The 23,774-nt window shown below is 65.4% G+C and carries 27 protein-coding genes; 16 read left to right on the forward strand and 11 right to left on the reverse strand.

Annotated features, from left to right (window positions below; translation table 11 throughout):
• Positions 1–139: 139 nt before the first annotated feature.
• The 3 genes from VFZ97_05515 to VFZ97_05525 form a co-directional block, all read right to left on the reverse strand.
• On the reverse strand, positions 140–598 hold the full coding sequence (locus VFZ97_05515; protein HEX6392878.1) for an FxsA family protein: 459 nt from the start codon (positions 596–598) through the stop codon (positions 140–142).
• A 69-nt stretch (positions 599–667) separates the two neighbouring features.
• Positions 668–1,432, reverse strand: coding sequence for an ABC transporter permease (locus VFZ97_05520; GenBank protein HEX6392879.1), 765 nt, complete (start codon positions 1,430–1,432; stop codon positions 668–670).
• Entirely contained in the window at positions 1,429–2,307 is an 879-nt protein-coding gene (locus tag VFZ97_05525) for an ABC transporter ATP-binding protein (GenBank protein ID HEX6392880.1), read from the reverse strand. The genes VFZ97_05520 and VFZ97_05525 overlap by 4 nt, the downstream gene beginning before the upstream one ends.
• A gap of 36 nt (positions 2,308–2,343) precedes the next feature.
• Here VFZ97_05525 and VFZ97_05530 point away from each other — a divergent pair, with 36 nt between their 5' ends.
• Together VFZ97_05530 and VFZ97_05535 are read left to right on the forward strand one after the other, a co-directional pair.
• Entirely contained in the window at positions 2,344–2,955 is a 612-nt protein-coding gene (locus VFZ97_05530) for a TetR/AcrR family transcriptional regulator (GenBank protein HEX6392881.1), read from the forward strand.
• A 28-nt stretch (positions 2,956–2,983) separates the two neighbouring features.
• Positions 2,984–4,516 (forward strand): adenylate/guanylate cyclase domain-containing protein, encoded by a 1,533-nt coding sequence (locus VFZ97_05535; GenBank protein HEX6392882.1) that lies wholly within the window; start codon positions 2,984–2,986, stop codon positions 4,514–4,516.
• Here VFZ97_05535 and VFZ97_05540 read toward each other — a convergent pair.
• Positions 4,510–6,237 (reverse strand): LLM class flavin-dependent oxidoreductase, encoded by a 1,728-nt coding sequence (locus VFZ97_05540; GenBank protein HEX6392883.1) that lies wholly within the window; start codon positions 6,235–6,237, stop codon positions 4,510–4,512. The two genes, VFZ97_05535 and VFZ97_05540, sit on opposite strands and share 7 nt — an antisense overlap.
• Positions 6,238–6,290: 53 nt before the next feature.
• Between VFZ97_05540 and VFZ97_05545 the strand changes: the two genes are divergently transcribed.
• Complete coding sequence (locus VFZ97_05545; GenBank protein HEX6392884.1) at positions 6,291–7,217, forward strand: DUF5996 family protein; 927 nt, start codon at positions 6,291–6,293, stop codon at positions 7,215–7,217.
• Here VFZ97_05545 and VFZ97_05550 read toward each other — a convergent pair.
• Positions 7,210–7,707, reverse strand: a complete 498-nt coding sequence (locus VFZ97_05550) for a VOC family protein (protein HEX6392885.1) — start codon at positions 7,705–7,707, stop codon at positions 7,210–7,212. The two genes, VFZ97_05545 and VFZ97_05550, sit on opposite strands and share 8 nt — an antisense overlap.
• Positions 7,708–7,782: 75 nt before the next feature.
• Between VFZ97_05550 and VFZ97_05555 the strand changes: the two genes are divergently transcribed.
• From VFZ97_05555 to VFZ97_05580, 6 genes are all read left to right on the forward strand, one after another.
• A complete protein-coding gene (locus VFZ97_05555) occupies positions 7,783–9,084 on the forward strand; it encodes an acyl-CoA dehydrogenase family protein (protein HEX6392886.1) in 1,302 nt (433 codons plus the stop codon).
• On the forward strand, positions 9,081–10,115 hold the full coding sequence (locus VFZ97_05560; protein ID HEX6392887.1) for a phosphotransferase family protein: 1,035 nt from the start codon (positions 9,081–9,083) through the stop codon (positions 10,113–10,115). Before VFZ97_05555 ends, VFZ97_05560 begins: the two co-directional genes overlap by 4 nt.
• A gap of 1 nt (position 10,116) precedes the next feature.
• Positions 10,117–11,091: an NADPH:quinone oxidoreductase family protein gene (locus tag VFZ97_05565; GenBank protein HEX6392888.1), complete on the forward strand. Its 975-nt coding sequence runs from the start codon at positions 10,117–10,119 to the stop codon at positions 11,089–11,091.
• A 104-nt stretch (positions 11,092–11,195) separates the two neighbouring features.
• The gene (locus VFZ97_05570) at positions 11,196–11,492 is read left to right on the forward strand and encodes a UBP-type zinc finger domain-containing protein (protein HEX6392889.1); all 297 of its coding nucleotides are present in this window, start codon (positions 11,196–11,198) and stop codon (positions 11,490–11,492) included.
• Positions 11,493–11,558: 66 nt separating this feature from the next.
• Positions 11,559–11,963 carry a PaaI family thioesterase gene (locus tag VFZ97_05575; protein ID HEX6392890.1) on the forward strand — a complete coding sequence of 135 codons (405 nt, stop codon included), beginning with the start codon at positions 11,559–11,561 and terminating at the stop codon, positions 11,961–11,963.
• 111 nt (positions 11,964–12,074) lie between these two features.
• Entirely contained in the window at positions 12,075–13,085 is a 1,011-nt protein-coding gene (locus tag VFZ97_05580; protein ID HEX6392891.1) for a pirin family protein, read from the forward strand.
• Here the strand turns inward: VFZ97_05580 and VFZ97_05585 are convergent.
• From VFZ97_05585 to VFZ97_05595, 3 genes are read right to left on the reverse strand one after another with little or no spacing between them, the layout of a single operon-like run.
• On the reverse strand, positions 13,082–14,533 hold the full coding sequence (locus VFZ97_05585) for a DHA2 family efflux MFS transporter permease subunit (GenBank protein ID HEX6392892.1): 1,452 nt from the start codon (positions 14,531–14,533) through the stop codon (positions 13,082–13,084). The genes VFZ97_05580 and VFZ97_05585 overlap by 4 nt on opposite strands.
• Before the next feature lie 38 nt (positions 14,534–14,571).
• Entirely contained in the window at positions 14,572–15,363 is a 792-nt protein-coding gene (locus VFZ97_05590) for a hypothetical protein (GenBank protein HEX6392893.1), read from the reverse strand.
• A complete protein-coding gene (locus VFZ97_05595; protein ID HEX6392894.1) occupies positions 15,356–16,093 on the reverse strand; it encodes a class I SAM-dependent methyltransferase in 738 nt (245 codons plus the stop codon). Before VFZ97_05595 ends, VFZ97_05590 begins: the two co-directional genes overlap by 8 nt.
• A gap of 29 nt (positions 16,094–16,122) precedes the next feature.
• Between VFZ97_05595 and VFZ97_05600 the strand changes: the two genes are divergently transcribed.
• The gene (locus tag VFZ97_05600) at positions 16,123–17,421 is read left to right on the forward strand and encodes a geranylgeranyl reductase family protein (protein HEX6392895.1); all 1,299 of its coding nucleotides are present in this window, start codon (positions 16,123–16,125) and stop codon (positions 17,419–17,421) included.
• Here the strand turns inward: VFZ97_05600 and VFZ97_05605 are convergent.
• On the reverse strand, positions 17,387–17,851 hold the full coding sequence (locus tag VFZ97_05605) for an SRPBCC family protein (protein ID HEX6392896.1): 465 nt from the start codon (positions 17,849–17,851) through the stop codon (positions 17,387–17,389). The two genes, VFZ97_05600 and VFZ97_05605, sit on opposite strands and share 35 nt — an antisense overlap.
• A gap of 23 nt (positions 17,852–17,874) precedes the next feature.
• On the opposite strand from VFZ97_05605, the gene VFZ97_05610 reads away from it, so the two are divergent.
• Complete coding sequence (locus VFZ97_05610; GenBank protein HEX6392897.1) at positions 17,875–18,678, forward strand: mycofactocin-coupled SDR family oxidoreductase; 804 nt, start codon at positions 17,875–17,877, stop codon at positions 18,676–18,678.
• On the opposite strand, the gene VFZ97_05615 is transcribed toward VFZ97_05610, so the two are convergent.
• Positions 18,638–19,222 carry a GNAT family N-acetyltransferase gene (locus tag VFZ97_05615; GenBank protein ID HEX6392898.1) on the reverse strand — a complete coding sequence of 195 codons (585 nt, stop codon included), beginning with the start codon at positions 19,220–19,222 and terminating at the stop codon, positions 18,638–18,640. The genes VFZ97_05610 and VFZ97_05615 overlap by 41 nt on opposite strands.
• Before the next feature lie 79 nt (positions 19,223–19,301).
• On the opposite strand from VFZ97_05615, the gene VFZ97_05620 reads away from it, so the two are divergent.
• From VFZ97_05620 to VFZ97_05630, 3 genes are all read left to right on the forward strand, one after another.
• A complete protein-coding gene (locus tag VFZ97_05620; protein ID HEX6392899.1) occupies positions 19,302–20,387 on the forward strand; it encodes a DUF2330 domain-containing protein in 1,086 nt (361 codons plus the stop codon).
• A gap of 160 nt (positions 20,388–20,547) precedes the next feature.
• Complete coding sequence (locus VFZ97_05625) at positions 20,548–21,096, forward strand: hypothetical protein (GenBank protein HEX6392900.1); 549 nt, start codon at positions 20,548–20,550, stop codon at positions 21,094–21,096.
• Between the two features lie 132 nt (positions 21,097–21,228).
• Positions 21,229–21,675: a pyridoxamine 5'-phosphate oxidase family protein gene (locus VFZ97_05630; protein ID HEX6392901.1), complete on the forward strand. Its 447-nt coding sequence runs from the start codon at positions 21,229–21,231 to the stop codon at positions 21,673–21,675.
• Positions 21,676–21,693: 18 nt separating this feature from the next.
• Here the strand turns inward: VFZ97_05630 and VFZ97_05635 are convergent, their stop codons facing one another.
• Entirely contained in the window at positions 21,694–22,263 is a 570-nt protein-coding gene (locus tag VFZ97_05635) for a TIGR03086 family metal-binding protein (protein ID HEX6392902.1), read from the reverse strand.
• 231 nt (positions 22,264–22,494) lie between these two features.
• Here VFZ97_05635 and VFZ97_05640 point away from each other — a divergent pair, with 231 nt between their 5' ends.
• Both VFZ97_05640 and VFZ97_05645 read left to right on the forward strand, forming a co-directional pair.
• A complete protein-coding gene (locus tag VFZ97_05640) occupies positions 22,495–22,857 on the forward strand; it encodes a VOC family protein (protein ID HEX6392903.1) in 363 nt (120 codons plus the stop codon).
• Positions 22,858–22,959: 102 nt separating this feature from the next.
• Positions 22,960–23,772, forward strand: coding sequence for a phytanoyl-CoA dioxygenase family protein (locus VFZ97_05645; protein ID HEX6392904.1), 813 nt, complete (start codon positions 22,960–22,962; stop codon positions 23,770–23,772).
• Positions 23,773–23,774: the final 2 nt, after the last annotated feature.

The raw sequence follows: 23,774 nt of genomic DNA on the forward strand, positions 1-23,774 counted from the left end.
CTGTTACCGAAACCGTGGCCACCGGCTGGGTGTTCAACCGGGCGGCCGGAAAAAGACGGCGTTGCTCGACGCCCAACAATTGCTTATACCTTCGGGGACGAACCGTCAATGACGGGAGAGATAAATACGTCCGCCGGCCTTACCAAAGCTCTCTCGGAGGCGGCGGGGCAGCCGGGGAAGCAGCGGCGGCGCCATCTCTCGAGGGAATGTCGATGACCGTCCACCGACCTGTCCGCATGGTCTGAATTCGTCGCCCAAACCGCAACCCGAAGGCCCGGATCAGAAGGTGGCGAACCGGTCCGATCATCAGCAGGAGACCGAGAGCGTCGCTGATGAAGCCGGGCACCATGATCATCAGGCCGCCGGCGAGGACGACTACGCCGTCGAGAACCTCGCGGGTCGGTACCTCCCCGCGCGCGAGGCGGTCCCGCGTCCGTCCGAGCACCGCCAGTCCCACCCGCTTGACCACGAACGGGCCAAGAAGACTCGCCCCTATCAGAAGAAGCACGTCCCAACCGAACCCGATCTGTGATCCCACTGCGACAAACGCGGCAATCTCGGCGATGAAGAAGGCAAGGGCGCCAAGAAGGAACGGCATAGCGGCAGGGTACCGGCGGTCCGGTTGCAATCTCCGGTCGTCTTGCTAGGGCGTTCGGTTTGACGAGTGTTACTTCCGCGTCGGTTCCCAACGGAACCGTTTCACGGCCAGCAAGGCACCGGCCGCCCCCCACAGCGCGATCACGAAGAGATGCCCCCACGGAATCCCGACCGCGCTGGCCGGATTGAACACCGCAACCGTTGCCTTCACGAGGTGCTGGATCGGGAAGATCGAGGCGAGAGCCGAGAGCGGAGAACTCCCTGGAACCGGGAAGAACGTGCCGGAGATGAAGACCAGAGGCATGAACGTGCCCCACACGATGGGATCCGACGAGTCCTGGTTCGGCACCAGGCAGCTCACCCCAACGCCGATCTCGCAGAAGGAGGCGCTGGCGACGACGAGCAACAGGGCGAACACTGCCCAGCGGTGAGGTAGGACCGCGTTGTAGAGCAGGTGCCCGGCGGTCAGGTTGACCAGAGCGACCGCCGATCCGACGGCTACCGCATTCAGCAACAGTCCCCCTATCAGGGCGCCTGTCGGTAGCGGTGAGGCGCGGAAACGCTTCAACACACCGGATTCGCGCCGGTAGACGAATCTCCCGGCGACGTTGGCGTAGCAGGAACTCATCAAGCCGAACGCGGCCATCGAGGGGGTGTAGTACTGGGTGAACGGGAGGCCACCCAACTGGCTGAGGCGTTGGTTCCGGTTGAGGCTGCCGAAGATCAGCAGCAGGACGACGGGAAACACGATCACGAAGAACATGGCGGCCGGCGTCCGGCGAAATAGCTTTTGCTCGTAACCGAACTGCCGCCAGGTCAAGGACAGGGCGCTCATCGGATCAGTTCCAGGTACGCGTCCTGCAGGGAGGGCCTGCTCACGGTTAGCCCGTCGAGTTCGACCCCGCGGTCGACCGCCCACGCGGTGAGACACGCGAGGGCGGAAGTCGGGGCGTCGGTGAGCAGGACCCACATCCCTTGCTCAACAGTGATCCGTGCTGGAAGTTCGATCGGGTCCAGGGCTTCGACCGGCCTGAACGAGATACGGCTCCAGCAGTCGCGGCGGCTGCCGATCGTGCTCGGGGGCCCTTGTGCCCGGATCCGTCCAGCCGCGAGGACGACCACCCGGTCGGCGAGCGATTCCGCTTCCTCGAGATAGTGGGTGGTCAACACGATGGTCGTGCCTTCTTCACGCAGCGAACGAACGACGTCCCAGGCCAAGTGCCGGGCTTCGGGGTCGAACCCGGTAGTCGGCTCGTCCATGAAGAGCAGAACCGGGCGGCCCGCAAGGGCAACCGCCATGTCCAAGCGGCGGCGCTGACCGCCGGAGAGGGTCCGGATCCGCGCGTCTGCTTTCTCTTCGAGACCCACCAGTCTGAGGAGCTTCGGCAGCGACCGGGGATTCGGGTAGTAGCTCAGGTAGAGCGAGAGAAGCTCGGCCACCGTCAGGTACGGCTCGGGCTCGCACTCCTGCAGCATCAAGCCGACCCTCTCCCGGAAGCCGCGGCCGGCGCGACCCGGGTCGGTACCGAGCACAAGAACATCCCCGGAGTCGGCTCGCTGGAAGCCCTCCATGATCTCGATGAGGGTGGTCTTTCCGGCGCCGTTCGGCCCGAGTATCGCGACGATCTCGCCGGCGCTGACCTCGAGGTCGACTCCGTCGAGGGCGACGATCTTCCCGTAACGCTTGCGCACCCCCGTCAGGTGGATCATTCCCAGTCACCTCGCAATCTCAGATACACTGTGTATGTGAAAACGAGGCGAATGTCAAGGGCCGAGAGCCAGGCGCGCACTCGCCGGCTACTGCTTCAAAGCGCGGCGAAGGTGTTCGCCAAACGTGGCTACAACGCGGCGACCATCGAAGAGATCTCGGAGAAGGCCGGTTTCAGCCGGGGAGCCTTCTACGCCAACTTTGCGGACAAGGCAGAGATCTTCCTCTCGATCGCCGACGCCCAACAGCAACAGGACTTCGCGGATCTCGCCGGCCGGATCAGGGTTACGCCCGACGAGAAGATCTTCGACGTCATGGGGGAGTGGTTCTTCCGAACGCTCGTGAACGCACCCCTCGTTCGCGCCCTCGACGAGTTCCGTCTTGTCGCACAGGACGAACCGAGTCTGCGGAAGCGACTGGCGGACCTGGCACAGGCCGACATCGACCTGTCGGCGGAAATGCTTTCCGACTATTGCCAGCGCCACAACGTCACGCTGAAAGTGCCGCCGGCGACCTTCGCGGGTTTGGTGACGGCTCTGATCTCCGGGTACGCCCAGCGGCTCGCGATCGACCCCAAAGCGATTTCATCGGAAGAGATCCCAGTGGGCCTAGAAGCGTTCTGGACGGCTTTGAGCGAGCATCCGACCTGAACTGGGTCGGGGTTGCTACCGTCCGCTTGTGCTAACGCAGTACCTCGGTTGGCATGGTGCCGCCGGACGGCTGTTGATGGCTGTCCAGTGGCGGACCGGCATTGCGAACACGGCCGGAGTGGGGACGGTATTCGGATATCTCGCCATATCCGCTGGGAGCGCCAGCTTGGCTTCACACTCCGACCGGGTAGCGGTCGTAGGGGCGTTGGCTTACGTGGTCGTCGCAGCTCTATTTGGGCCGATCCTGGAGGCACGTGCCTTCTCTCCGGTCAGAACCTGGCTCGAGGCGGGAGGGTCTCCTTCGGCTTCGCAACGGCGGGCGCTCGTCGCCCAGCCGCTGTGGCAGGCAGGTCTCAACTTCGGCTACTGGCTGGTTGGGGCCTTGGTCCTGGGGATCGTCAGCGGAGCGGCTGTCGGCGGCTCTGCCCGAGATGTGCTCCGAGTAATCACGTCTTTGCTCCTGGCGGGGATCATGAGCTTCGGCTTGGCGTACTTGCTCGTCGAACGCCGACTGCGGCCTGTTTACGCGACGGCACTTGCGCAGCTTTCCCCAGAGGAAGCTGCGAGCCTGGGGACTAAACGGCTCGGCATCCGTCCGCGACTTTGGCTTGCCTGGGCCCTGGGGTCCGGTGTGGCGCTACTGGGAATCGTTGCCGAGCCTCTCGATCACGTCGCCGGGAGGTCAATCTCGGTTGGCAACCCAGCCTTCTATCTCGGGCTGGTGGGTTTGATCGTGGGTGCGGTTTTGAGTTTCATTGCGGCGGGTTCGGTGAGCGAACCCCTCCGTGAGGTCGAGCGAGCCATGCGACGGGTAGCGGAAGGTGATCTACGGGCGAGCGTCGCTCTTGACGATCCAGGTGAAATCGGGGTGCTTCAGTCCGGTTTCAATGCCATGGTCGCCGGTCTACGTGAGCGGGAGCGACTCGATGATCTCTTTGGAAGGTATGTGGGTGTCGACGTTGCGCGCCATGCTCTCGAATCAGAGTCGATGCTGATGAGCGAGGCACGCGAAGTGACCGTCCTGTTCGTCGATCTCATTTCATCGACTCGGCTCTCACTGACCAAGCCTCCGGGCGAGGTTGTCTCGATCCTCAACGCGATGTTCGAAGCCGTCGTAGCCGCGGCGAAAGCCGAGGGTGGCTGGGTCAACAAGTTCATAGGCGACGCAGCGCTCTGCGTCTTCGGAGCGCCGGCGGCCCAGCCGGATCATGGCGCCAGAGCTCTCCGAACCGCCCTTGCAGTTCGGAATCGATTGCTTGAGGCTGCCGCGGAACGCTCCAATCTCGCCGTCGGAATCGGTATCTCCTCTGGAGTAGTTGTCGCGGGCAACGTGGGCGCAGAGGACCGTTACGAGTACACGGTGATCGGAGATGCGGTAAACGAAGCGGCGCGCTTGACCGATCTGGCCAAAACTGTCCCAGGCTGCGTCCTCGCGAGCAAGCGAACCGTCGACTCTTCGGGCGACCTCGCGTCGCTTTGGATCGTCCAGGGTGAGGCTGTGCTCAGGGGTCGGTCCGAACCGACCGTCTATTGCGCTCCCGCCGGATCAGAACGTCAGTAGGTCCCCGGCGGGACGAACATCTCCGTCATGCGACCGATCAGGGCAAGGTTGCCTTCGGCGCGCAGCGCGGAGTCCTCCAGCAACAGGCGGCTGAAGTTCACCTCGCCGCGCCCGATCGCAATGAACAACGAGAACGGCAGGCGAAGGGTCAGCTCCGGGTCTGGACTCCGCCCGTGGACGGCGGTCGCCTTGTCGCCGTCCACATGGAGGTACCACTCTCGAGTGCCACCCTCGGTTTCGAGCAGGTACTGGATGTCGCCAGTCCAGCCAAGAGCGGACTCGGGGTTGAAGCGGCGGGCCATCGCCTTGAACACCACACCGAGGCCGGCGTCGCTGCCGACGGTCCTTTCGAGAAACTTCGGACTCGCCCGGCCGAGCGTACGCGCAGCGGCGATCTGGCCGGCGTGGCGGGCGAGACCCGCGATCGTCTGAGGGGCGCTCGTTCCGCCCTGCCGCCACGGCGGTGCTTCCGCGGGTTCGCCGCTGACCGCGATTACGTAGTCCTCGGGTGCCTTCCGCGCCGCGGGCCGGCGGGCGAGGGCAGCTTCTACATAGGGCGCCAACCGTTCAGCCTTCGCTTGTTCCAGTTCTTCGACGCGGTCGGCGAAGTGGGGAAGCACCGTCTTGCCGAACAGCTCGAGCGATTCGACGATGTGTTCGTGCTTGTTATGTCCCGCCTGTGAAACGAAGATCACCTGGTCGACGCCCGCGGCCTCGTACCGGCTCAACAGGTCGCGGATCTGCTCGGGAGTGCCTATGGCCCCCCGCAGGGAACCGAGCCCGCGCTGAAGCAGCTTCACGCCGAGAGGACCGTCGTCGGCGGTGACAACCTCACGGGCGAAGCCTCGCTGATCGCGGTTCTCGAGGAACTCTTGCCACACGTTGGTCTTGGCCGGCCGGTGGTCCCCGAAGAGGTAGTAGTGGGCCAGCGAGTAGCCGAAGAAGTGCGCACCGTCGATGCCCCGCTCGATCGCGGTCTGCTCGTCGTCGTGGCACATGAAGGGGACCACGATGGCGACGTTCGGGTTGACCGCGAACCCCGCCGGTACACAGGCGTCGGACGTGAGGATCCGGTGGTACTCGTCGACCCACTGCTTCGCCTCTTCGGGCTCGACGAAGGAAAATGACAGCGCCCCGATGCCCTTGTGTGCCGCCATCAGGATCGTGTCTCGACGGCTACAAGCGACCCATACCGGCGGGTGTGGCTTCTGAACCGGCTTCGGGATCACGTTCCGGGGCGGCATCTTGACCCACTTGCCGTCGACACCGGCGAACGGCTCCTCGACGAACATTCGGGTGACCGCGTCGAGCGATTCCTCCCACTGTTCGCGCTTCGCGGTCCGGGGCACGCCGAAGCCTCCGAGCTCGGACTGCGAGCTCGTCTCCCCGGTCCCGAACTCGACCCTTCCTCGCGAGACCAGATCGAGCGTTGCGATCCTTTCGGCGACCCGGGCTGGGTGGTTGTACGCCGGTGGCAGCGCGACGATCCCGTGACCCAGCCTGATGCGGCTGGTCCGCTGACTCGCCGCTGCGAGGAACACTTCCGGTGCCGAAGAGTGGGAGTATTCCTCGAGGAAGTGGTGCTCGACTTCCCAGACATGCTGGATGCCGATCTGGTCGGCCAGCTCGACTTGGTCCAGGGCGTCCTGGAGGGTCTTCTCCTCGGCGCCCTCCTCCCAAGGCCTCGCCATCTGGTGTTCGAAGAAGATTCCGAACCGCATGAACGTACGTTATATACCCCTAATCCCTCGAACGCTGCCTAAGGTTGGGGGAAGTGAGCGCAGCGCCGTGGCCCTCCCTTCCGACGTACGAATCGTGGAGCGCCACCTGCGACACCCTCCACGCGCACTCCCAGCTGCTCGGAAAGCTCGCTGTTGCCCTGGCTCCGCCGGAGCCCGAACTGCAGCACGCCGCGCTGCAGCTGACGGCACGCGGTTGGGAGACACGCCCGCTTCCGGCACCCGACAGGTCGGGACTCCTCGGAGTCGCGCTCGACCTTCGAACTCACGAAGCCTTGGTCGAGTTCACCGGCCTACCGCCGCGCACGATTCCCCTGACCCCCGACCGGCCGGTCGGCGACGTGACCCGGGACGTCCTCGCAGCTGTGACCGACTTCGTCGGCCCGGTGAACGTCAACTTCCGTCCCCAGGAGGTGGCGTGGGAGGTGCCACTCGACCAGGATCAACAGCACCATACGTATGACCCACGAAGTGTCGAACGGTATTTCGCCGTTGCGGCGCGGGCCGGCATGGTTCTTGCGGAGCTGCGGGCCCCCTACCGTGGGAGGTCGACTCCTGTGAACGCATGGTGGGGGACGTTCGACCTGGCGGTGAGCCTGTTCTCGGGGGCGCCGGCGACCCCTCCGTCGAAGGACTTCATCACGCGCAATTCGGGCGACGCGCAGCAGATCGAGATCGGGTGGTGGCCCGGGGACTCCCGTTATCCGAAGGCGGCGTTCTACGGCTTCGCGTTCCCGGCTCCGGAGTCGTTCTCCGAATCCGACCTTTCCCCGCCTGCCGCCCACTGGGACAAGGATCTCGGCGAGTACATACTCGACTGGGACGAAGTGGTCGCCAGTTCCGATCCTCGTTCAGCCGCGCTGGACTTCGGGCGTTCTCTCATTTCTCACGCCTGCAGTGTGTGCGAATGGGACCCGGCGCTGGCGGGAAGCGCGATGGGGGTGCCGCCGCCCATCACCTGAAATCTGCTGGGGTCCAATACTTCTCCAAGAACGACCGAAGTTGGCGATTGACCATTTCGACGCGGAAGCCGTTCGCCTTGCGGTGGTACGACCAGATGGGCGAGCCGTCAGGGGCGGCCCCCAGCGCTTCCTTGGTGTAACCGCGGGCCTCGAGCAGCTTTTCGTCGGCGTGAAGGTCGTCCGACCAGTAGCCCAGATGGTGTACGCCGGCGACGGGGCTCCACAGCGTTCCCGGAACGGTTGCCACCAGTTCGAGCCGAGGAGTCGTGACCGAGTACGTAAAGGTGAGCTCGACGGTCCGCTCCGCTTTGCCGTCCTCGGAGGGAAAGGTGACTGGTATTGGGACGGTGAGCGTGGGGGACCACTCGTAACCGAATATTTGAGCCAGGTCGGCGGTGGCCGCCTCGAGGTTGTCGACAACGATGCCGGCGTGGAATTGGTCGGAGGCCCTCACCGCGACGAGTCTCTCACCAGCTGACGAGTCTCTCACCAGCTGTCGCCTCCGGCGGTCAGAAGAATATTCTGCCCCCGGGGACGAACAGGTCGTTCCCTGGGGGAGGCGCATGTGTCCTGGGATTTCGAGACTGACCCGGAGTACCAGCAGAAACTGGACTGGGCCGACCGGTTCGTTCGGGAGGAGGTCGAGCCGCTCGACTACGTGTTCCCTCACGAGCAGTTCGTCCCGCTCGACGACAGGAAGCGCAAGGTCATCGATCCTCTGAAAGAGGAGGTGCGACGTCAGGGCCTGTGGGCCACCCACCTCGGTCCCGAGCTCGGTGGGCAGGGCTTCGGTCAGCTCAAGCTGGCGCTGCTGAACGAGGTGCTCGGCAGGTCCTCGTGGGCGCCGATCGTGTTCGGGTGCCAAGCGCCCGACACCGGGAACGCCGAGATCATCGCCCACTACGGAACTCCGGAGCAGAAGGACCGTTACCTCAAGCCCCTCCTCGAGGGAGAGATGTTCTCCTGCTACTCCATGACCGAACCGCACGGTGGGGCCGACCCGACTCAGTTCAAGACGCAGGCGGTAAAAGACGGGGGAGAGTGGGTCATCAACGGCTGGAAGTACTTCTCGTCTAACGCGAAGACGGCCTCCTTCTTCATCGTGATGGCAGTCAGCAACCCAGATGTCAGCCCCTACAAAGGGATGTCCATGTTCCTCCTCCCGTCGGACACCCCCGGAATCAACATCGAGCGAAATGTCGGCTTGTACGGAGAGCCGCTCAACGAAGGCTCCCATGCGCTCATTCACTACGAAGACGTTCGGGTACCGGAGGAGGCGCTTCTCGGAGGCGAGGGACAGGCTTTCGTGATCGCCCAGACCCGCCTCGGAGGCGGACGGATCCACCACGCGATGCGCACGATCGGGATGGCGCAGAAAGCGTTGGACATGATGTGTGAGCGCGCGCTCAGCCGCGAGACTGCAGGCAGCATCCTGGCGGACAAGCAGTTCGTGCAGGGGTACATCGCCGACTCCTACGCACAGCTTCTCCAGTTCCGGCTGTTCGTCCTTTACACAGCGTGGGAGATCGACAAGTACAACGACTACAAGCGGGTCCGCAAGGACATTTCGGCCGTCAAGGTGGTCATGCCCACCGTCCTTCACGACATCGCGTGGAGGGCGATGCAGGTGCACGGGGCGCTCGGGACGACGAACGAGATGCCGTTCTTCGGAATGATCCACGGCGCCGGAGTGATGGGTCTCGCCGACGGTCCCACAGAGGTGCACAAGATGACCGTCGCCAGGCAGCTGCTGCGGGACTACCGGCCGAGCGAAGGCATGTGGCCCACTCAATGGATCCCCGGGAAGATCGACGCGGCACGCGAGAAGTTCGGCCACTTGATCGAGCTTGAAGTCGGCAACCTGTGACTGCGGATCCGGCCCTCGACATAGAGCGGCTCGCCAAATGGATGGACGGAGCCGGCTTGCCCGGTGAAGGCGAACCGATCGACCACGGCTTCGTGGCCGGAGGATCCCAAAACGAGATCTACGAGATCAGACGCGGTGATCTACACGGAGCATTGCGGATACCCCCCACTACGGCCCCGGAAAGCAGGGACGAGGGGATCCTGCGGGAATGGCGCATCATCGACGCGCTGGACGGGACCGACGTTCCCCACACACCCGCGATAGCGATGTGCGACGACAAGTCGGTACTCGGCCGCACGTTCTACATAATGGGATTCGTCGACGGGTGGTCCCCGATGGGCAGCCACGGCAAGTGGCCGGGCCCGTTCGACGAGGACCTCGATGCGCGCAAGGGCCTCGCCTACCAGCTGGTCGAGGGGATCGCGCTCCTCGGAAACGTGGACTGGGAGGCGAAGGGGCTGGCCGACCTCGGTAGGCCCGACGGTTTTCACGAGCGGCAGGTCGACCGATGGACCGCCTTCCTGAACCGGATCAAAGGGCGCGAGCTCCCGGGCTTCGAAACGGCCGCTGACTGGCTTCGGGCGCACCGCCCGATCGACTACATCCCGGGCCTGATGCACGGCGACTACCAATTCGCCAATGTGATGTTCAGGCACGGGGCTCCGGCCCGCCTGGCTGCAATTGTCGACTGGGAGATGGGGACGGTCGGGGACCCGAAGCTCGACCTCGGGTGGGTGGTTCAGGGATGGCCCGAGGACACCAACGACCGGTCTTTGCCCGGACTCGGCTACGCAGACATGTACGGCATGCCGTCGAAGGACCAGGTTGTCCAGCACTACGCCGAGATCTCTGGGAGGCAGGTTGACGACCTCGACTACTACGTCATCCTCGCAAAATGGAAGCTCGGGGTCGTCCTCGAGCAGGGCTACCAGAGGGCGGGTGCCGACGAGAAGCTTCAGGCGTTCGGTCCGATCGTCCTGAAGCTTATGGAAGAAGCGGCCGAGCTCGCCGAGTCGACCGGCTACAAGTAGCTTGCGCGCCGCAGTCTGCCGGACGCACGGCAAGCCCGAGGTGGTCGTTGTAGACGAGCTCCCTCCGCCGCCGTTGGGACCGGGTCAGGTACGTGCCAAGGTCAACGCCGCCGCGGTGAACTTTCCTGACGTACTGATCGTGGCCAACGAGTACCAGGTGAAGATCCCAACACCATTCGTTCCCGGCAGCGAGTTCGCCGGCGAAGTGATCGACATCGCCTCCGACGTCGAAGGCCTCGCCGCGGGGGATCGAGTCTTCGGCACGACGTTCGTCGGGGCGTTCGCAGAGGAGGTCGTCGTGCCTGCGGGTTCGCTCACCCGCACGCCGCACTCCGTGGGAGACGACGCGGCTGCGGCCTTCGGGGTGGCCCACCGCACGGCGTACCACGCCCTCCGGTCGGTTGCGCAGCTGCAAGAGGGCGAAGAGCTCGTCGTTTTGGGTGCCGGTGGGGGAGTCGGTCTCGCCGCAGTGCAGCTCGGTCGCGTCCTCGGGGCGCGGGTCACCGCAGTCGCATCGACCGCCGAGAAGCTGGACGCCGCCAAGACCGCCGGCGCCGAACGCCTCGTGGACCACCAGGCAGGCGACCTCCGGGTGGCCCTCCGCGATTCCCTGGATGAGGGAGCCGACGTTGTGATCGATCCCGTCGGTGGACGACTCGCCGAGCCGGCGCTGCGCTCCCTTCGATGGGGCGGTCGTTTCGTCACGGTCGGCTACGCGTCGGGCGAGATACCCCGAATCCCCCTCAACCTGGTCCTGCTGAAAGGCATCCACGTCGCGGGCTTCGAGATCCGAAGTTTCCTGTCTCGCGCTGAGGATGAAGCCGCGAGGAACGAAGCCGAGCTGATCGCATTGCTCGAGTCGGGGCGGGCCCACCCGCATATCGGCGCCACGTTTGCACTCGACGAGACCGCCGCGGCCTTGCGATACGTGGCCGACGGCCGGGCGATCGGAAAGGTCGTGCTCCGACTGACCTAACGCTCCGGCAACGGGCTCTGGCCAGCGGGTATCCGGCACCCCTGACGGTTGTCTCTCGGCTGAACGTACGCTCATCAAATGGCACGCGACAAAGGGACAGGCAAATGAGCTCCGGCTGCACTCACCTCGGTGAAATCGCGGATGTGACACCGTCGTCGTGGGGTTGCGAGGACTGCCTCGCAATGGGCCGGCAGGACTGGGTGCACCTCCGGGTGTGCCAGGAGTGCGGGCACGTGGGGTGTTGCGACAACTCGCCCGGGAAGCACGCGACCGGGCACTACCGATCGTCTACTCATCCGATCATCAGGTCGTACGAGCCCGGCGAAGACTGGTACTGGTGCTACGTCGACGATTTGGCGTTCGAACTGGAAGGAGCCCCCCCGGCTCCGTCGCACCCTTGAAGTCCGAGTGAGCGACTTGAGAAGTCAGTTGTCTTATAGAACCCACGCCGGCTAATCTCGGCGCACATGGCGAGCGTGCCCAACCTCGAGCCCGAAACCGGAACTTTTCTGCACGGCGGAGGGTTCGTGGTGGAAGAGGCGGGACCGACCCGGGTGGTGGGTTACATCGACCTCGGGCCAGGCCACCACACTCCCTGGGGGATCGTGCACGGCGGGGTCTACGCGACCGCCGTCGAGTCCGCGGCGAGCATCGGGGGGAGCGCGGCAGTTCGCGACCGCGGCCAGGTCGCGGTCGGCCTGACCAACACCACCCATTTCGTCAGGTCGTTGAAAAGCGGCCGGGTTACCGTGGAAGCGGTGCCCCTCCACCAGGGCCGGAGCCAGCAACTCTGGCGGGTCGACATCACCGACGAGGCGGGGCGGCTCGTGGCCCACGGGGAGCTGAGGCTGCAGAACCTCGACGTCGCCTGACCGGTCCGGCGGGAATATCGTTGCGGGTGCAACGAGTTGTTCATGGTGCGAGGTGGTAAGTGTGGGCCACGTTCCCGTGGAAAGCCCCATCCACCCATCGAAAGGAGAGCCATGCCGGCCGTCACTGTTGAAGATCTTCTCCTGCTTCCCGGCCTTCCCAAGGTGGATCCTGCTGTGGCGCGGGAACGTTCGGTCAAGTCGGTCACTTCGGCGCCGCCCGGCTTCGAAGGCGAGGGCTTTCCGGTCTATCGCGCTTTCGCCGGCGTAGGGCTAGACGATCTGGACCCGTTCATCCACATGGACCAAATGGGAGAGGTCGAGTACGCACCGGGCGAGCCAAAGGGGACGTCGTGGCACCCGCACCGGGGATTCGAGACGGTCACCTACATCATCGACGGCATCTTCGACCATCAGGACTCGAACGGCGGAGGCGGGCGGATCACCAACGGCGACACCCAGTGGATGACTGCAGGCCAAGGCATCTTGCATATCGAGCGGCCGCCGGATTTCCTCGTTGCGAGCGGTGGCCTGTTCCACGGAATCCAGCTGTGGGTGAACCTGCCCTCGGCCAACAAATGGAACCCGCCCCGCTACCAGGACCTGCGGGGGAGCGAAGCCACGCTGCTTTCCTCGGCGGACGGAGGAGCGCTGGTCAGGGTCATCGCAGGGGAGGTGGCCGGCTACTCGGGACCGGGGTCCACGTTCACCCCGATCACCTTCCTGCACGCCACGGTCAGCCCCGGCGCCGAGCTGGTCCTTCCGTGGCGCGCCGACTTCAACGCAGTCGTGTACGTCCTTTCTGGACGGGGCACGGCCGGCGCCGACCGCCGTCCGGTCGGCCCGCACCAGCTCGTCGTGTTCGGCCCAGGTGACGCACTGCGAGTATCCGCGGACGCGCACCAAGAAAGCCGTTACCCGAACCTGGAAGTGCTCGTGCTAGGCGGGCAACCGATCCGCGAGCCCGTCGTGCACTACGGCCCGTTCGTGATGAACACCAAGGCGGAGATCGTCCAAGCGATGGAAGACTTCCAGGCCGGCCGGCTCGGTCGGATCCCGGCGGACACCGTCCCGCACCGCCATCCTGGTGACGTCGAGCTCGGGACCGATCGCCAGGCTCCCTAACGCCGGGAGGCCTGGGGCGTCGCGTCGAGAGCACAATACAGGCCCTCGTCCATCGGTTGAGTGGGTATCCGGTTCTCGATGCCGATCGCCGCGACCACCCCGCCGAGCGCGCAGAAAGCCGCAGAAACGGCCGTAGCCGTGCGGAATCCGCTCGCGACCGCGCCTGCGTGCAAATAGGCGTTGCCCTTGAGCCCTGCGATCGCGGGAAGTATCGCAACCGCGATCAGGCCTCCGGTACGGGCGACATCGTTGTTCAAGGCGGACGCGATCCCGGCGTGCTCCTCGGCGAGCGAATTCATTGCGGTACTCGTCAACGGAGCAACGGTTATCGCCAGGCCGACACCAAATACCAGCACCGCAGGTAGCACTCCCGTCGGGTACCAGCCGTCGGTCGTGGACCGGGCTAGAAGGGCTAAGCCCGCGGCAACGACCAGCGGACCGACCGACATCTGAAGCCTCGGGCCGATGCGCGAAGCCATCTTCCCCGACCTCGCCGAGAACAGCAGCATGATGACGGTTAGTGGAAGCAAAGCCACGCCGGACTCGAGCGGCGAGTAGTGGTTCACCACCTGCAGCGAGACCGGAAAAAGGAAGAGCGCTCCGCTCAACGCACCGTAGATGATGAACGTCACCGCGTTGGTCACGGTGAACTGGCGCACTTTCAACAAGGACAGCGGAAGCATCGGGTGCGCCGCCGAACGCTCGACGAAGTAGAAGGCCACACCCGAAGCCGCTCCGAGCAGGAGCAAGATCACAACATCGGGTTGCGTCCACCCGGACGCCGGCCCCTGGATGAGACCGTAGGTAACCCCGACCAGCGCCAGCGTCGCCAGAACCGCTCCCGGAATGTCGATGCGGCTCGGTGCATCCGGATCCCGCGATTCGGGGACGCGCCGGCTCGATATCCATAGCACGGCGACTCCGAGGGGAAGGTTGATCACGAAGATCCACCTCCACGAGGCGGCCGCTATCAGGTAGCCCCCGAGCAGCGGGCCGACAGCGGTGGCGACCCCGCCCAGCCCGGACCACGCACCGATGGCCTGGGCTCGGCTGTCCTTGTCGAACGAGGCTTCAATGATCGCAAGGCTCCCCGGTGTCAGAAACGCCGCGCCCACACCCTGGAGGACCCTCAGCAATATCAGGACGATCGCGTCCGGCGCGACAGCGCAACCCGCCGATGCGATCGTGAACCAGACGACACCCAGGTTGAAGACTCGGCGCCGGCCGGACTGGTCACCGAGAGCGCCACCCGGCAGCAGGAGCGCACAGAGCGTCAGCAGGTAGCCAGAGACCACCCACTGCAACTCCGACAGCGACGTGTGCAAGTCACGGCCGATGCTCGGAAGCGCGATTCCCACCACGGTTGCGTCGATGGACGCCATTCCTGAGCCAAGCACGGTAGCCGCCAGGACCCAGCGACCTGCAGTCGTCGCGTACCGGACTTGCACTCGCTCATCCTTTCACCGAACGCGGGGGTAACGGAGATTCAAGCGTGCGAAACCGCGAGGGCGACGCCGAGAGCACACGTGCTCCATGACAGCGCCACAAGCGCCCGTTCGAGTGGACCGATCAGCGATTCCCGAGAGATCGCTGATGTTGAGCCGTCGGGCCTTGTCTTGCTCCCGGACACAGACACCGTTCGCCGGCGGAGATCACGTGCTTCGGTACTGAGCACTCGCTGGGCGGCGGACAGGCCGTAGGCGAACAGGGCGGCGAATATCGCGGTTAGCCGGAGTGTCGCAGCCTGCGCGTAGTAAGCGGTCAGCACGGGAAACGCACCCCAAGCCAGCGCGAACGTCGCGTCGTTGTGCAGGCGACCTCCCCACAACTCGAGGTTGTACGCGACGACGAGCATCGCGCCCACCAATATGAACCCGGCGAGACCCCACCCCACTCGGCTGATGCCCGCGGCTCCGATCAGGACCGCTCCTCCCAGCGCCACTGCCGAGACCGTCGCCAGCAGGGGACCGGGGATCCCGGTGCCGAGAGGGCGGCCGCGTAGCTCGTCAAAACCGTGAGCCGCGACACCGACCGCGAGGCCGAACGCCACGAGGGTGGCGACCAGGCGCTGGACCGACAGAACCGGAGCCAGTCCCGCGCCGATCAGCACGTAGCTGAGATGCCAAGCCGTGTAGGGCAGGTGCAGGACGCTCATCCAGTCGCGCCACCGCCCCGGGCCGGGCGCGTACCAAGCGGGACGCGGTGCGGCCGGGTCGCGCGCGGCCCGGCCGTGCGCGACCCGGCGGCGCGCTGCCAGGTCTTCTCGACCTTCACGCATTCGCGCGACGCCCCGACATCACCAGGCCTCCGCCGAGGCTCATCAAACGGGTGCGGACATCTTCTATGCCGGCGGCGTTCCACGCGGAGACGTGCCACTCGAGGGGGTAGCGGCGGTAGTGCTCGCTGATCGACGGACCCAGGAAGCGGCCCACCGAGAACCACTCCGGCCCGCCCGTGATCAGCCCGGCGGCAGGAAGCACCATCCGGGTATAGGCGATCCACATGGACCACCAGAACCGGTTGGGCGGCACGTGGAACTCGAGACTGGCGATCGCGCCTCCTGGTTTGACGACGCGCGCCAGCTCGCGCAGCGTCGCCGCGGGATCAGAGACGTAGCGCAGGAGGTAGGTAAAGGTCAGGGCGTCAAAGGTCGCGTCGTCGAACGGGAGGTCTTCCGCCCGTCCATTCACCAGGGCGACGCGCCCTGCGTATCCCTTGCGATCCATATTCGCGGCGCCCACCATGAGCATCTCGGGGGTCAGGTCGATGCCGGTGACGCGGGCGCCCGTGCGATCGACGAGCTGCATTGCGACGCCACCGGGGCCGGTGGCGACGTCGAGTATCGACGCCGGCGAGGACGGGGCGACGGCGTCGACCATCGCCCGGCGCCACGCACCGTTCTGGCCCATCGAGAGAACTTCGGCGAGCCGGTCATACCGTGCCGGCAGGCCGTCGAACAAGCGCCTGGCGAAATCGTTCGGGCGGTTGCGGGACTCGGCTACTCGCACGTCGCGTCTCCTTTGCGACAATCGGGGGAATGACACGCCCCAACGCGGAACATTACGACGCCCTGGTAGTCGGCGGCGGTCCGGCCGGAAGCATCTCCGCGTTGGTCCTCGCCAGGGGAGGTGCCAGGGTCGCGCTAGTGGACAAGGCCGCGTTCCCGAGGGACAAGGCCTGCGGGGATCTGGTCGGCCCGCGAGGCGTCCAGGCGTTGGAGGATCTGGGACTTGACCTCGGCGGGCCTCGCGTAGGCGACATGGAGGTGATCGGGCCGACGGGGAGAAAGGTGCTGCTTCCCGCCCGGCCGGGTATCACCTACCCCGGTCACGCGGTGGTTGCGTCGCGCCTCGAGTTCGACGCCTTTCTTCATCAAGCCGCCATCGACGCCGGAGCCGTGCCGTACACCGGCAGGGCCGACACCCCGCATTTCGACGACGGGGACCAACTCGACGGCTTCGAGGTCAGGAACGACGGGTCGGCCGCCGCGAAGTTGACCGCCGATGTCGTCATCGGAGCCGACGGTGCCTTGACCCGTGTCGGAGCGGCAGCAGCGCTGGTCAACGAGCAGGAGGTTCTGTGGGGCTTCGCGGTGCGCGGCTACATCAGCGCGGAAGTCGGTCTTCCGAGGATCCATTTCTGGGAGCCATCGCGATGGGCCGGGTACCCGGGTTACGGGTGGGTGTTCCCGGGTGAGCGCGGCCACGCAAACGTGGGCCTCGGTGTCGCGGCCTGCGGTGACCGACGAGTAGCGGCCCGTGCGGTGAGGGACCTGCCGCAGTTCGTGCAGGACGCGGGACTCGACCCTTCCCGGCTTGGCCCCACCCTTGGCGGCTGGCTGAAGATGGGCATGGTTGGCACGGTGCCGGCGTCGGGAAGGACCCTGCTCGTTGGCGATGCCGCAGGGCTGGTCAACTCCCTCCAGGGCGAGGGGATTGCGCAGGCGCTCGCCAGCGGCCGGGCTGCTGCGGAAGCCGTTCTCAAGGTGGGCGCTTCCGGCGCGGCCTCGTTGTACCGGGACGAACTCGCGGCTCGGTACGGGTCGTTCGCGTCCATGACGGCAGCGGTCACCAGTTGGATGATCGACCGGCCCCGGGGCGTGGCCGCTGCCGGCCGGGTTCTCACTGCCAGAGGTGTCGGGTCCGCGCTCGCCGGCGGCTGGGCGATCTACTGGAACGATCTTCTGGACGGCGCCGCGCCCGGTTGGTCCCGCCGGATGGCTCGACTGGCGGAGCGCACGGGGGGGCTTCTCACCTCTCGCACAACCGCCAGGCGCGCTGTGCAAGAGAGCCTGTCCACGCTCACCGATCCCGTAGCTGCCGCCGAAAGCCGCTGACCGTTGCGTCAACTACCCTGTCGTGTCCCCAGCGCAGCAGCGGGTACGCGACACGGGCGGCTGCTCGCATCGGCCTCTGCAGCATCTCTAGTGACCACGCGACGTCAGTGACGGTGCAATCCCCTTCAGGCTGCATGCGGAGGTGCGCGTCACCGGAAAGGTCCCCGCTGACCAACGCGTCGATGATCTCGTACGGAACGCAACGCTGCAACTCGACTTCGACGCGCATCCGGTAGGGGACCGGGGGCGACACCGTTCCGCGCAGGACGGAACCTTCTTCGAGCCCCATACCGTCGACCTGGAGCTGCCCAAGCCACCCCCACCAGCTCTCGAACTGGTCGAGCCTCTCGATGGCAGCCCACAGGCGATCCGGCGGGACCGGGAACGAGAAACGACCCGTGAAATCCATCACGTAGGAGGATCCGGCCACGACCCAAGTATGGTGCGCAGCCGATGAGTCTTCTAGAGGGCCAAGTCGCGCTGATCACCGGGGCTGCGAGGGGTCAGGGCCGCTCGCACGCCGTCGCGCTCGCCGCCGAAGGAGCGGACATCGTCGCTTGCGACGTTCCCGGGCCGATGTCGACGCCCACCTATCCGCTCGCGACGCGCGACGACCTCACGCTGACGGCGAAGCTCGTGGAAGGCGAGGGCCGGAGGTGCCTGCCGCTAGAGCTGGACGTACGGAACTCCGGCGACGTCGAGGCGGCGGTGCGTGGAGCAGTCGAGCGGTTCGGGCGGCTCGACGTGGTCATCGCCAACGCGGGCATCGTGACCACCGGCCCCCTCGTCGACGTGTCCGACGCCGCATGGGAAGAGTTGGTCTCGACCAATCTGAGCGGAGCCTTCCACACCCTGCGCGCGGCGATCCCGACGATGCGAAGCCAGCGGTACGGCCGCATAGTCGTGACTTCGTCGATGGGTGGGCGGATGGGGATTCCGGAACTGGCCGCGTACAACGCGACCAAATGGGGCGTGATCGGACTCGCCAAATCTGTTGCCTTGGAGGTGGCCAAGGACGGGATCACCGTCAACGTCGTCTGTCCGACCACGACGCAGACGCCGATGGTCCAACCCGATCCCGATGCTGACGTCCAGGACGAATTGGTGAAGCGATTTCTTCGCGCCAATCCGATACCGAAGCCGTGGCTGCAGCCCGAAGACGTCACTCGGGCGGTGCTCTACCTTGTCACCGACCCGGGCGTAATCACGGGAAGCGTTATCGAGATCGGTCTCGGGTCGAGCGCCCGGATGCACTGACCGCTGGGCCCGGCCGGAGCCTGTAGACGGCCATCGGGTCGTCCGTCGGCTCGGACGGGATCGGCTTCACCGCCAGCAACCGGAAGCCGTTCTTCTCCAACACCCGCCTTGATGCGGTGTTCTTCTCGTCGGGATCCGCCAGGATCGACGAGCCGGGGTGCACTACCCGGACCGCGTCGACCAGCTCGGCGATCATCTTCGTCCCGATGCCTTGACTGTGGTGGGCTGGGCTGCCGATGGCGTAGTCGATTCCGACGTCTCCCGGTTCGGCTCCGATGTCTTTCGCCCACTCCGGGTCGTCGTGGCAGAGGTACCACTGGCACCACCCGACAGGGTCGCTGCCGTAGATGACCATCAGCGCGTGGACTGCCTGTTCCCCGGCAACGCTCTGCCGCAGGTCGTCGATCTCCCGCTCCACCGACGAGCCCGCGACATACCACCGCGACACGTGAGGCTCGGCCAACCATCGCGCGACGGTGCCGAGATCGTCGACCTTCATCTCCACGAGGCGGATCTCGCCGGCGTCCACAGTTTTTGCGTCCACAATTTTTGATCGTATGGGAACTGCATTCACATCGCCCGTCGTCAAAGGCTCAGAACCTGTTCAGCGGGAGGTGCCGTAAATGCTGGCCTTGCGACGTATCGCATCCGTCTTGATTGTTCTGTTGGGAGCCGGTATCGGCTGGGCTCGGCCGGCACTTGCGTGCGGGGGGCTGGTAGCGCCTAACGGGGCGGTGAAGCTTCTAGACACGACGACACTCGTTACCTACCACTCGGGCATTGAGCATTACGTGACCTCATTCCAGTACGAAGGAGGAGGAACCAAATTCGGTTCGATCGTTCCCTTGCCGGGCGTGCCCACGTCGGTGAGCAGGGGTGGCAGCTGGACCCTTCAGCGACTGGAACGCGAGGTTCAACCCCCGGTGCCGTCGCCCGCCGCCGGAGTCGCCGAGGGCAGTTCCGCACCGCCGGCGCAGGTGATCCTGCGCACGCGAGTCGACGCGCTCGACATCACCGTGATCAAGGGCGGCGGTCCTGCGGTCACCGAATGGGTGCGTCAGCAGGGATTCGCGGTCAGCCCGGACTTGGGCCCAACCCTTGATTTCTACGCCCGCCGTAGCCCGGTGTTCCTCACCGCCACCTTCGACCCGGCGGCTGAAACAGCCAGAGGCTTGAGCATCGGCGACGGGACGCCGGTTCAAGTCACCATTCCGACGTCCGACCCGTGGGTCCCGCTCCACATCCTCGCGTTGGCGAAGGATCCCGATGACCGGGTTCAGGCGGACCTGTTCATGCTCACCGACGGGCAACCCGCATTGCTCACCGGCCCTGGAGTCGCTCTCGAGACCACCCGTCCGGCAGAGGCCTCGCTTCTATCCGACCTTCGCTCGGACAAGGGCATGGGTTGGATCCCCGATTCGGCGTGGCTCACATACCTCAAGGTGGACGCCCCGGCCCCGTCGCTCAACTACGACCTGGCCGCCGATGTCTCCGGCGCCGCCCGTCCGTCACCAACGGCGGCGGGTCTGTCCTTCGACCCCATCGCCTTGCCCCCCGCCCGTCACACGAACGATGAGGCTTGGTGGTGGCTGCTCCTTCTCGCCGGCGGTGGGATGGTCGCGGGTCTCTCAGTAGGAGGCTGGTGGGCCGGCCGCCGGTTCGTGGCCGAAAGGTACGGGGATCTCGAGGTGCGGCCGCGCGCTTCGTAACTCACAAAATTTTCGAAATCGCGTTTCAGGGAGCCAGGAGTAGCCCAGCGGCGGATATCGAAGGCGGCCTTGAGCGGTCGCGCTTCAGCCCGACGGGATAAGGGTCGACAAATCGGCCATGGAAACGGAACCGGTGAGATGCCCGGGTTGTGGTGGCGCGATGACCATCGCGGTCAACCCGGCGGTCAGCTCCCGAGAGTACGTCTGCAACGCGTGCGGCAGCGCGGTCGCCGGAGTTGCGGTGTTCCGGCACCTGATCGGCGAGAATCAGGTGGGGCAGATCTGGAACGGTGATCTCCCGGAGCAGAACGAGGCGGCACCCCGGTGCGGGTTCTGCTTCGCCAACATGGAGCCGCGGGCGCTCGAATCGGGTCACGCGGCCATCTGCAAGACCTGCCAGGTGATCTGGCTGGACAAAGATGCATTGAGCTCATTGACAGCCGCCGTCCCGGTCACTCATCTGTCGGACATCGCGGTTCCCAAGTGCAGCAACTGCGGTGCTGCGATCAGCTCGCCGCTGGATGAGAAGTGCCGCTACTGCGGAGCGGCGCTGGAGCTCGCGCCGATAGTGGTGCCAGCTAGTCAAGCAGCGGGTTCAGCGATGCCGAGCTGGGACATCCCCGGAGTGAGCCGGGACAACACCGGTACGGCCGCCGTTTGGCTCGCCCGCGCGGTAAGCGCGGTCCTCGACTGGTCGTCCTGGCAGTAGCCCGGGCGCCGGTGGGGCCGGCCGGCCGGCCGGACTGAAGGTCTACTGAAAGCCGGACTGAAGGGCTACGAAAGCCGGACTGAAGGTCTACCGAAAGAGGGTGTCCACCGCCCTACCGGACAGAATCGCGGGATGGGAGGACTGGAGTGGAGGGAAGTGGCCGACCGGCTCAGCGCCGCGCACATCTACTGGGTGCACACGACCGGGCCCACCGGAGCGCCGAACGCGACACCGGTCTGGGGTGCCGGCCTGCAGGGGGTCTTCTACTTCTACACGCACAGCGGAACCGTGAAAGCGCGCAACCTCGAGAAGAACCCGCTCGTGGCCGTCCACCTGGAGAGCGGCGCCGATGTAGTGATTGTCCGCGGCCGCTTCATTTATCTCGGCCGTCCCTCGCAGCATCCCGACATCGTGGAGCTGTTCGAGAAGAAGTACGACGGGCCCGAGGAGAGACCTTTCTTGCCATCCTCGGACCCCGTCTTCGATGTCCTTTACTCGCTGGAGCCGCGCCGAGCATTGACGTGGACGCTGCCGGATACAGAGGCCTCTACACGAACTTGGGACGCGTCGAGCCTGTAGTGGTCGGCGACGGCTAGGTCACCCAAGTACTGGCCGTGGCGCACGGCCCGTGAACGCGGCTAGCCGTTCCCAATCGTTCGCATCCTTTGGGGGGTTGATCTCAGACCCAAAAGGCGACCCTTCCTCCATCATGTTGCGGTACTCGGGCTTGAGCATGCTCCGTGCACCGTCGAGCGCGCTCGGCGCAAGGGCGGGATCCAGCTTGGACAGCTGGCGGGTAGCGGCGGCGAGATCCCACGTGTGGGTGGCGAGCTCCGTCAGGAACATGTTCACCGCGGTATAACCGTCGTAGATCTCCCCCCACGGCATCGTGATGCTGGCACCCAGCTTTTGGTCATCGCCCCATGCCGCCTCCGCCGCCTTGCCCGTCTGGCGGAGCTCCTCGGGGGCGTCGGCGAGCTCGATGTGAGGGAACTCGTCCCCGCCCACCGGGTCTCCCTGGGCAATCGACACTCCTCGATTGCCGGCGCCGACGACGTGGTCGATCAGCGAAGCTACGTCGTACTTGGCGCAGGGCGTGGGAAGCCGCAGCTGGGCCGGTTCAATCCCCGAAACCACTTCCGCGGCGTGTTCGTACGCCCGAATCAAATTTTGACGGTGGTCTGCAGCAGACAACGTTTCCTCCTTGAACTCATCGGACCTGAAAAGCATGAACCAGTTAGAGGACAGAATCCGTCCTCTTTTTCCAAATCCTTTCAGGTCGGGAACGGCGGCGAAATCGCTTCTTGACTCTCCTGTTACGGGAGCCTCGATCCTTGGATTCTGAAATGGCTCCCGGAGCCATTTCGCCACCATCCACAGAAAGGAATTGGCAAGACCGTGAACTCTTCACTGCTCGGCATCAGCTACGACTGCTCTGACGCCACACGGGTGGCCGGCTTCTGGTCGGAGATTCTCGACCGGCCGGTCGACGCGGGCGCGACCCCCGACTTTGCCTCGATCGGCCTCGGCGAAGCGCTCTCGGGATCGACGGTCTGGATGTTCCACCGGGTCCCGGAAAGCAAAGTCGCCAAGAACCGCGTGCACGTGGACCTTGTTTCCGATTCTCTCGACAAGGCGGTTGCCCACGCACTCGAGTGTGGCGCAAGCCGCGTCGGTGATTTCGACGAGGGCGGCTTTCAATGGACCACTCTTAACGATCCTGAAGGCAACGAGTTCGACATCGTGGCCGCTCCCAGGTAGCGGTCGGGCGTTTCGGTGGCGCCAGGCACCGGAGGCCTGGCGCCGGGCTCGCCGGGATTTTCGCCGCGGCGTCCGTCGGGAGTGGTGCTAAGAAGTTTGGCGATGAGCGAATCTGTAGAAAAGCACGTCGCCGAGGTCAGGACCCGAGGGTGGACCGTACTGGAGGATGCCATCGAACCAGGCCTGGTTGACGCCTTGGCAGAGGACCTCGATCGGTTGGAGCGCGACCTGGACGTCCAGCCGTCCGACAACTCGTTCGAGGGACGGAGCACCTTGAGGGTCTACAACCTTCTGGCGAGAGGTGAGGTGTGGTGGCAAGTGCCGGTGCATCCGGCGGTGCTGCCGGTGGTGGAAGGAGTCCTTGACAACGGTTGTCTCATCTCGTCGCTCTCTTCCATCAACATCGGGTCCGGGCAGACCGCGCAACCCATCCACGCAGACGATCAGCTGATCCCTCTCCCGAAGCCTCATCCTGCGACGGTGTGCAACACGATGTGGGCGCTCACCGACTTCACCGAGCCCAACGGAGCGACCCGGGTTATCTCGGGAACCCACCTCGCCGACGACTCGCCCGTGTACGGACAGCACTACGACTCCGAGCCAGCGGTGATGAAACGGGGGAGCGTCTTGGTCTGGCACGGGAGCCTCTGGCACGGAGGGGGTGCCAACCAGACCGATCGGAAGCGGGTCGGGATCGCGATGAACTACTGCGCCGGTTTCATCCGGCAGCAGGAGAACCAGCAGTTAGGCGTCCCGGTGGAGATGGTCAGGCGGATGCCCCGCCGGCTCCAGGAGCTGGTCGGGTACAGCATCTACAACGGCCTGATCGGACACATTGACAAGCAGAGCCCCCGGTCTGTGCTCCTCAAACCCGAGACCGAAAAGAGCCAGATGATCTGGGACCAGGTCGGCTGAGA

The organism is Acidimicrobiales bacterium (assembly GCA_036378675.1).
GTDB lineage: Bacteria > Actinomycetota > Acidimicrobiia > Acidimicrobiales > Palsa-688 > DASUWA01.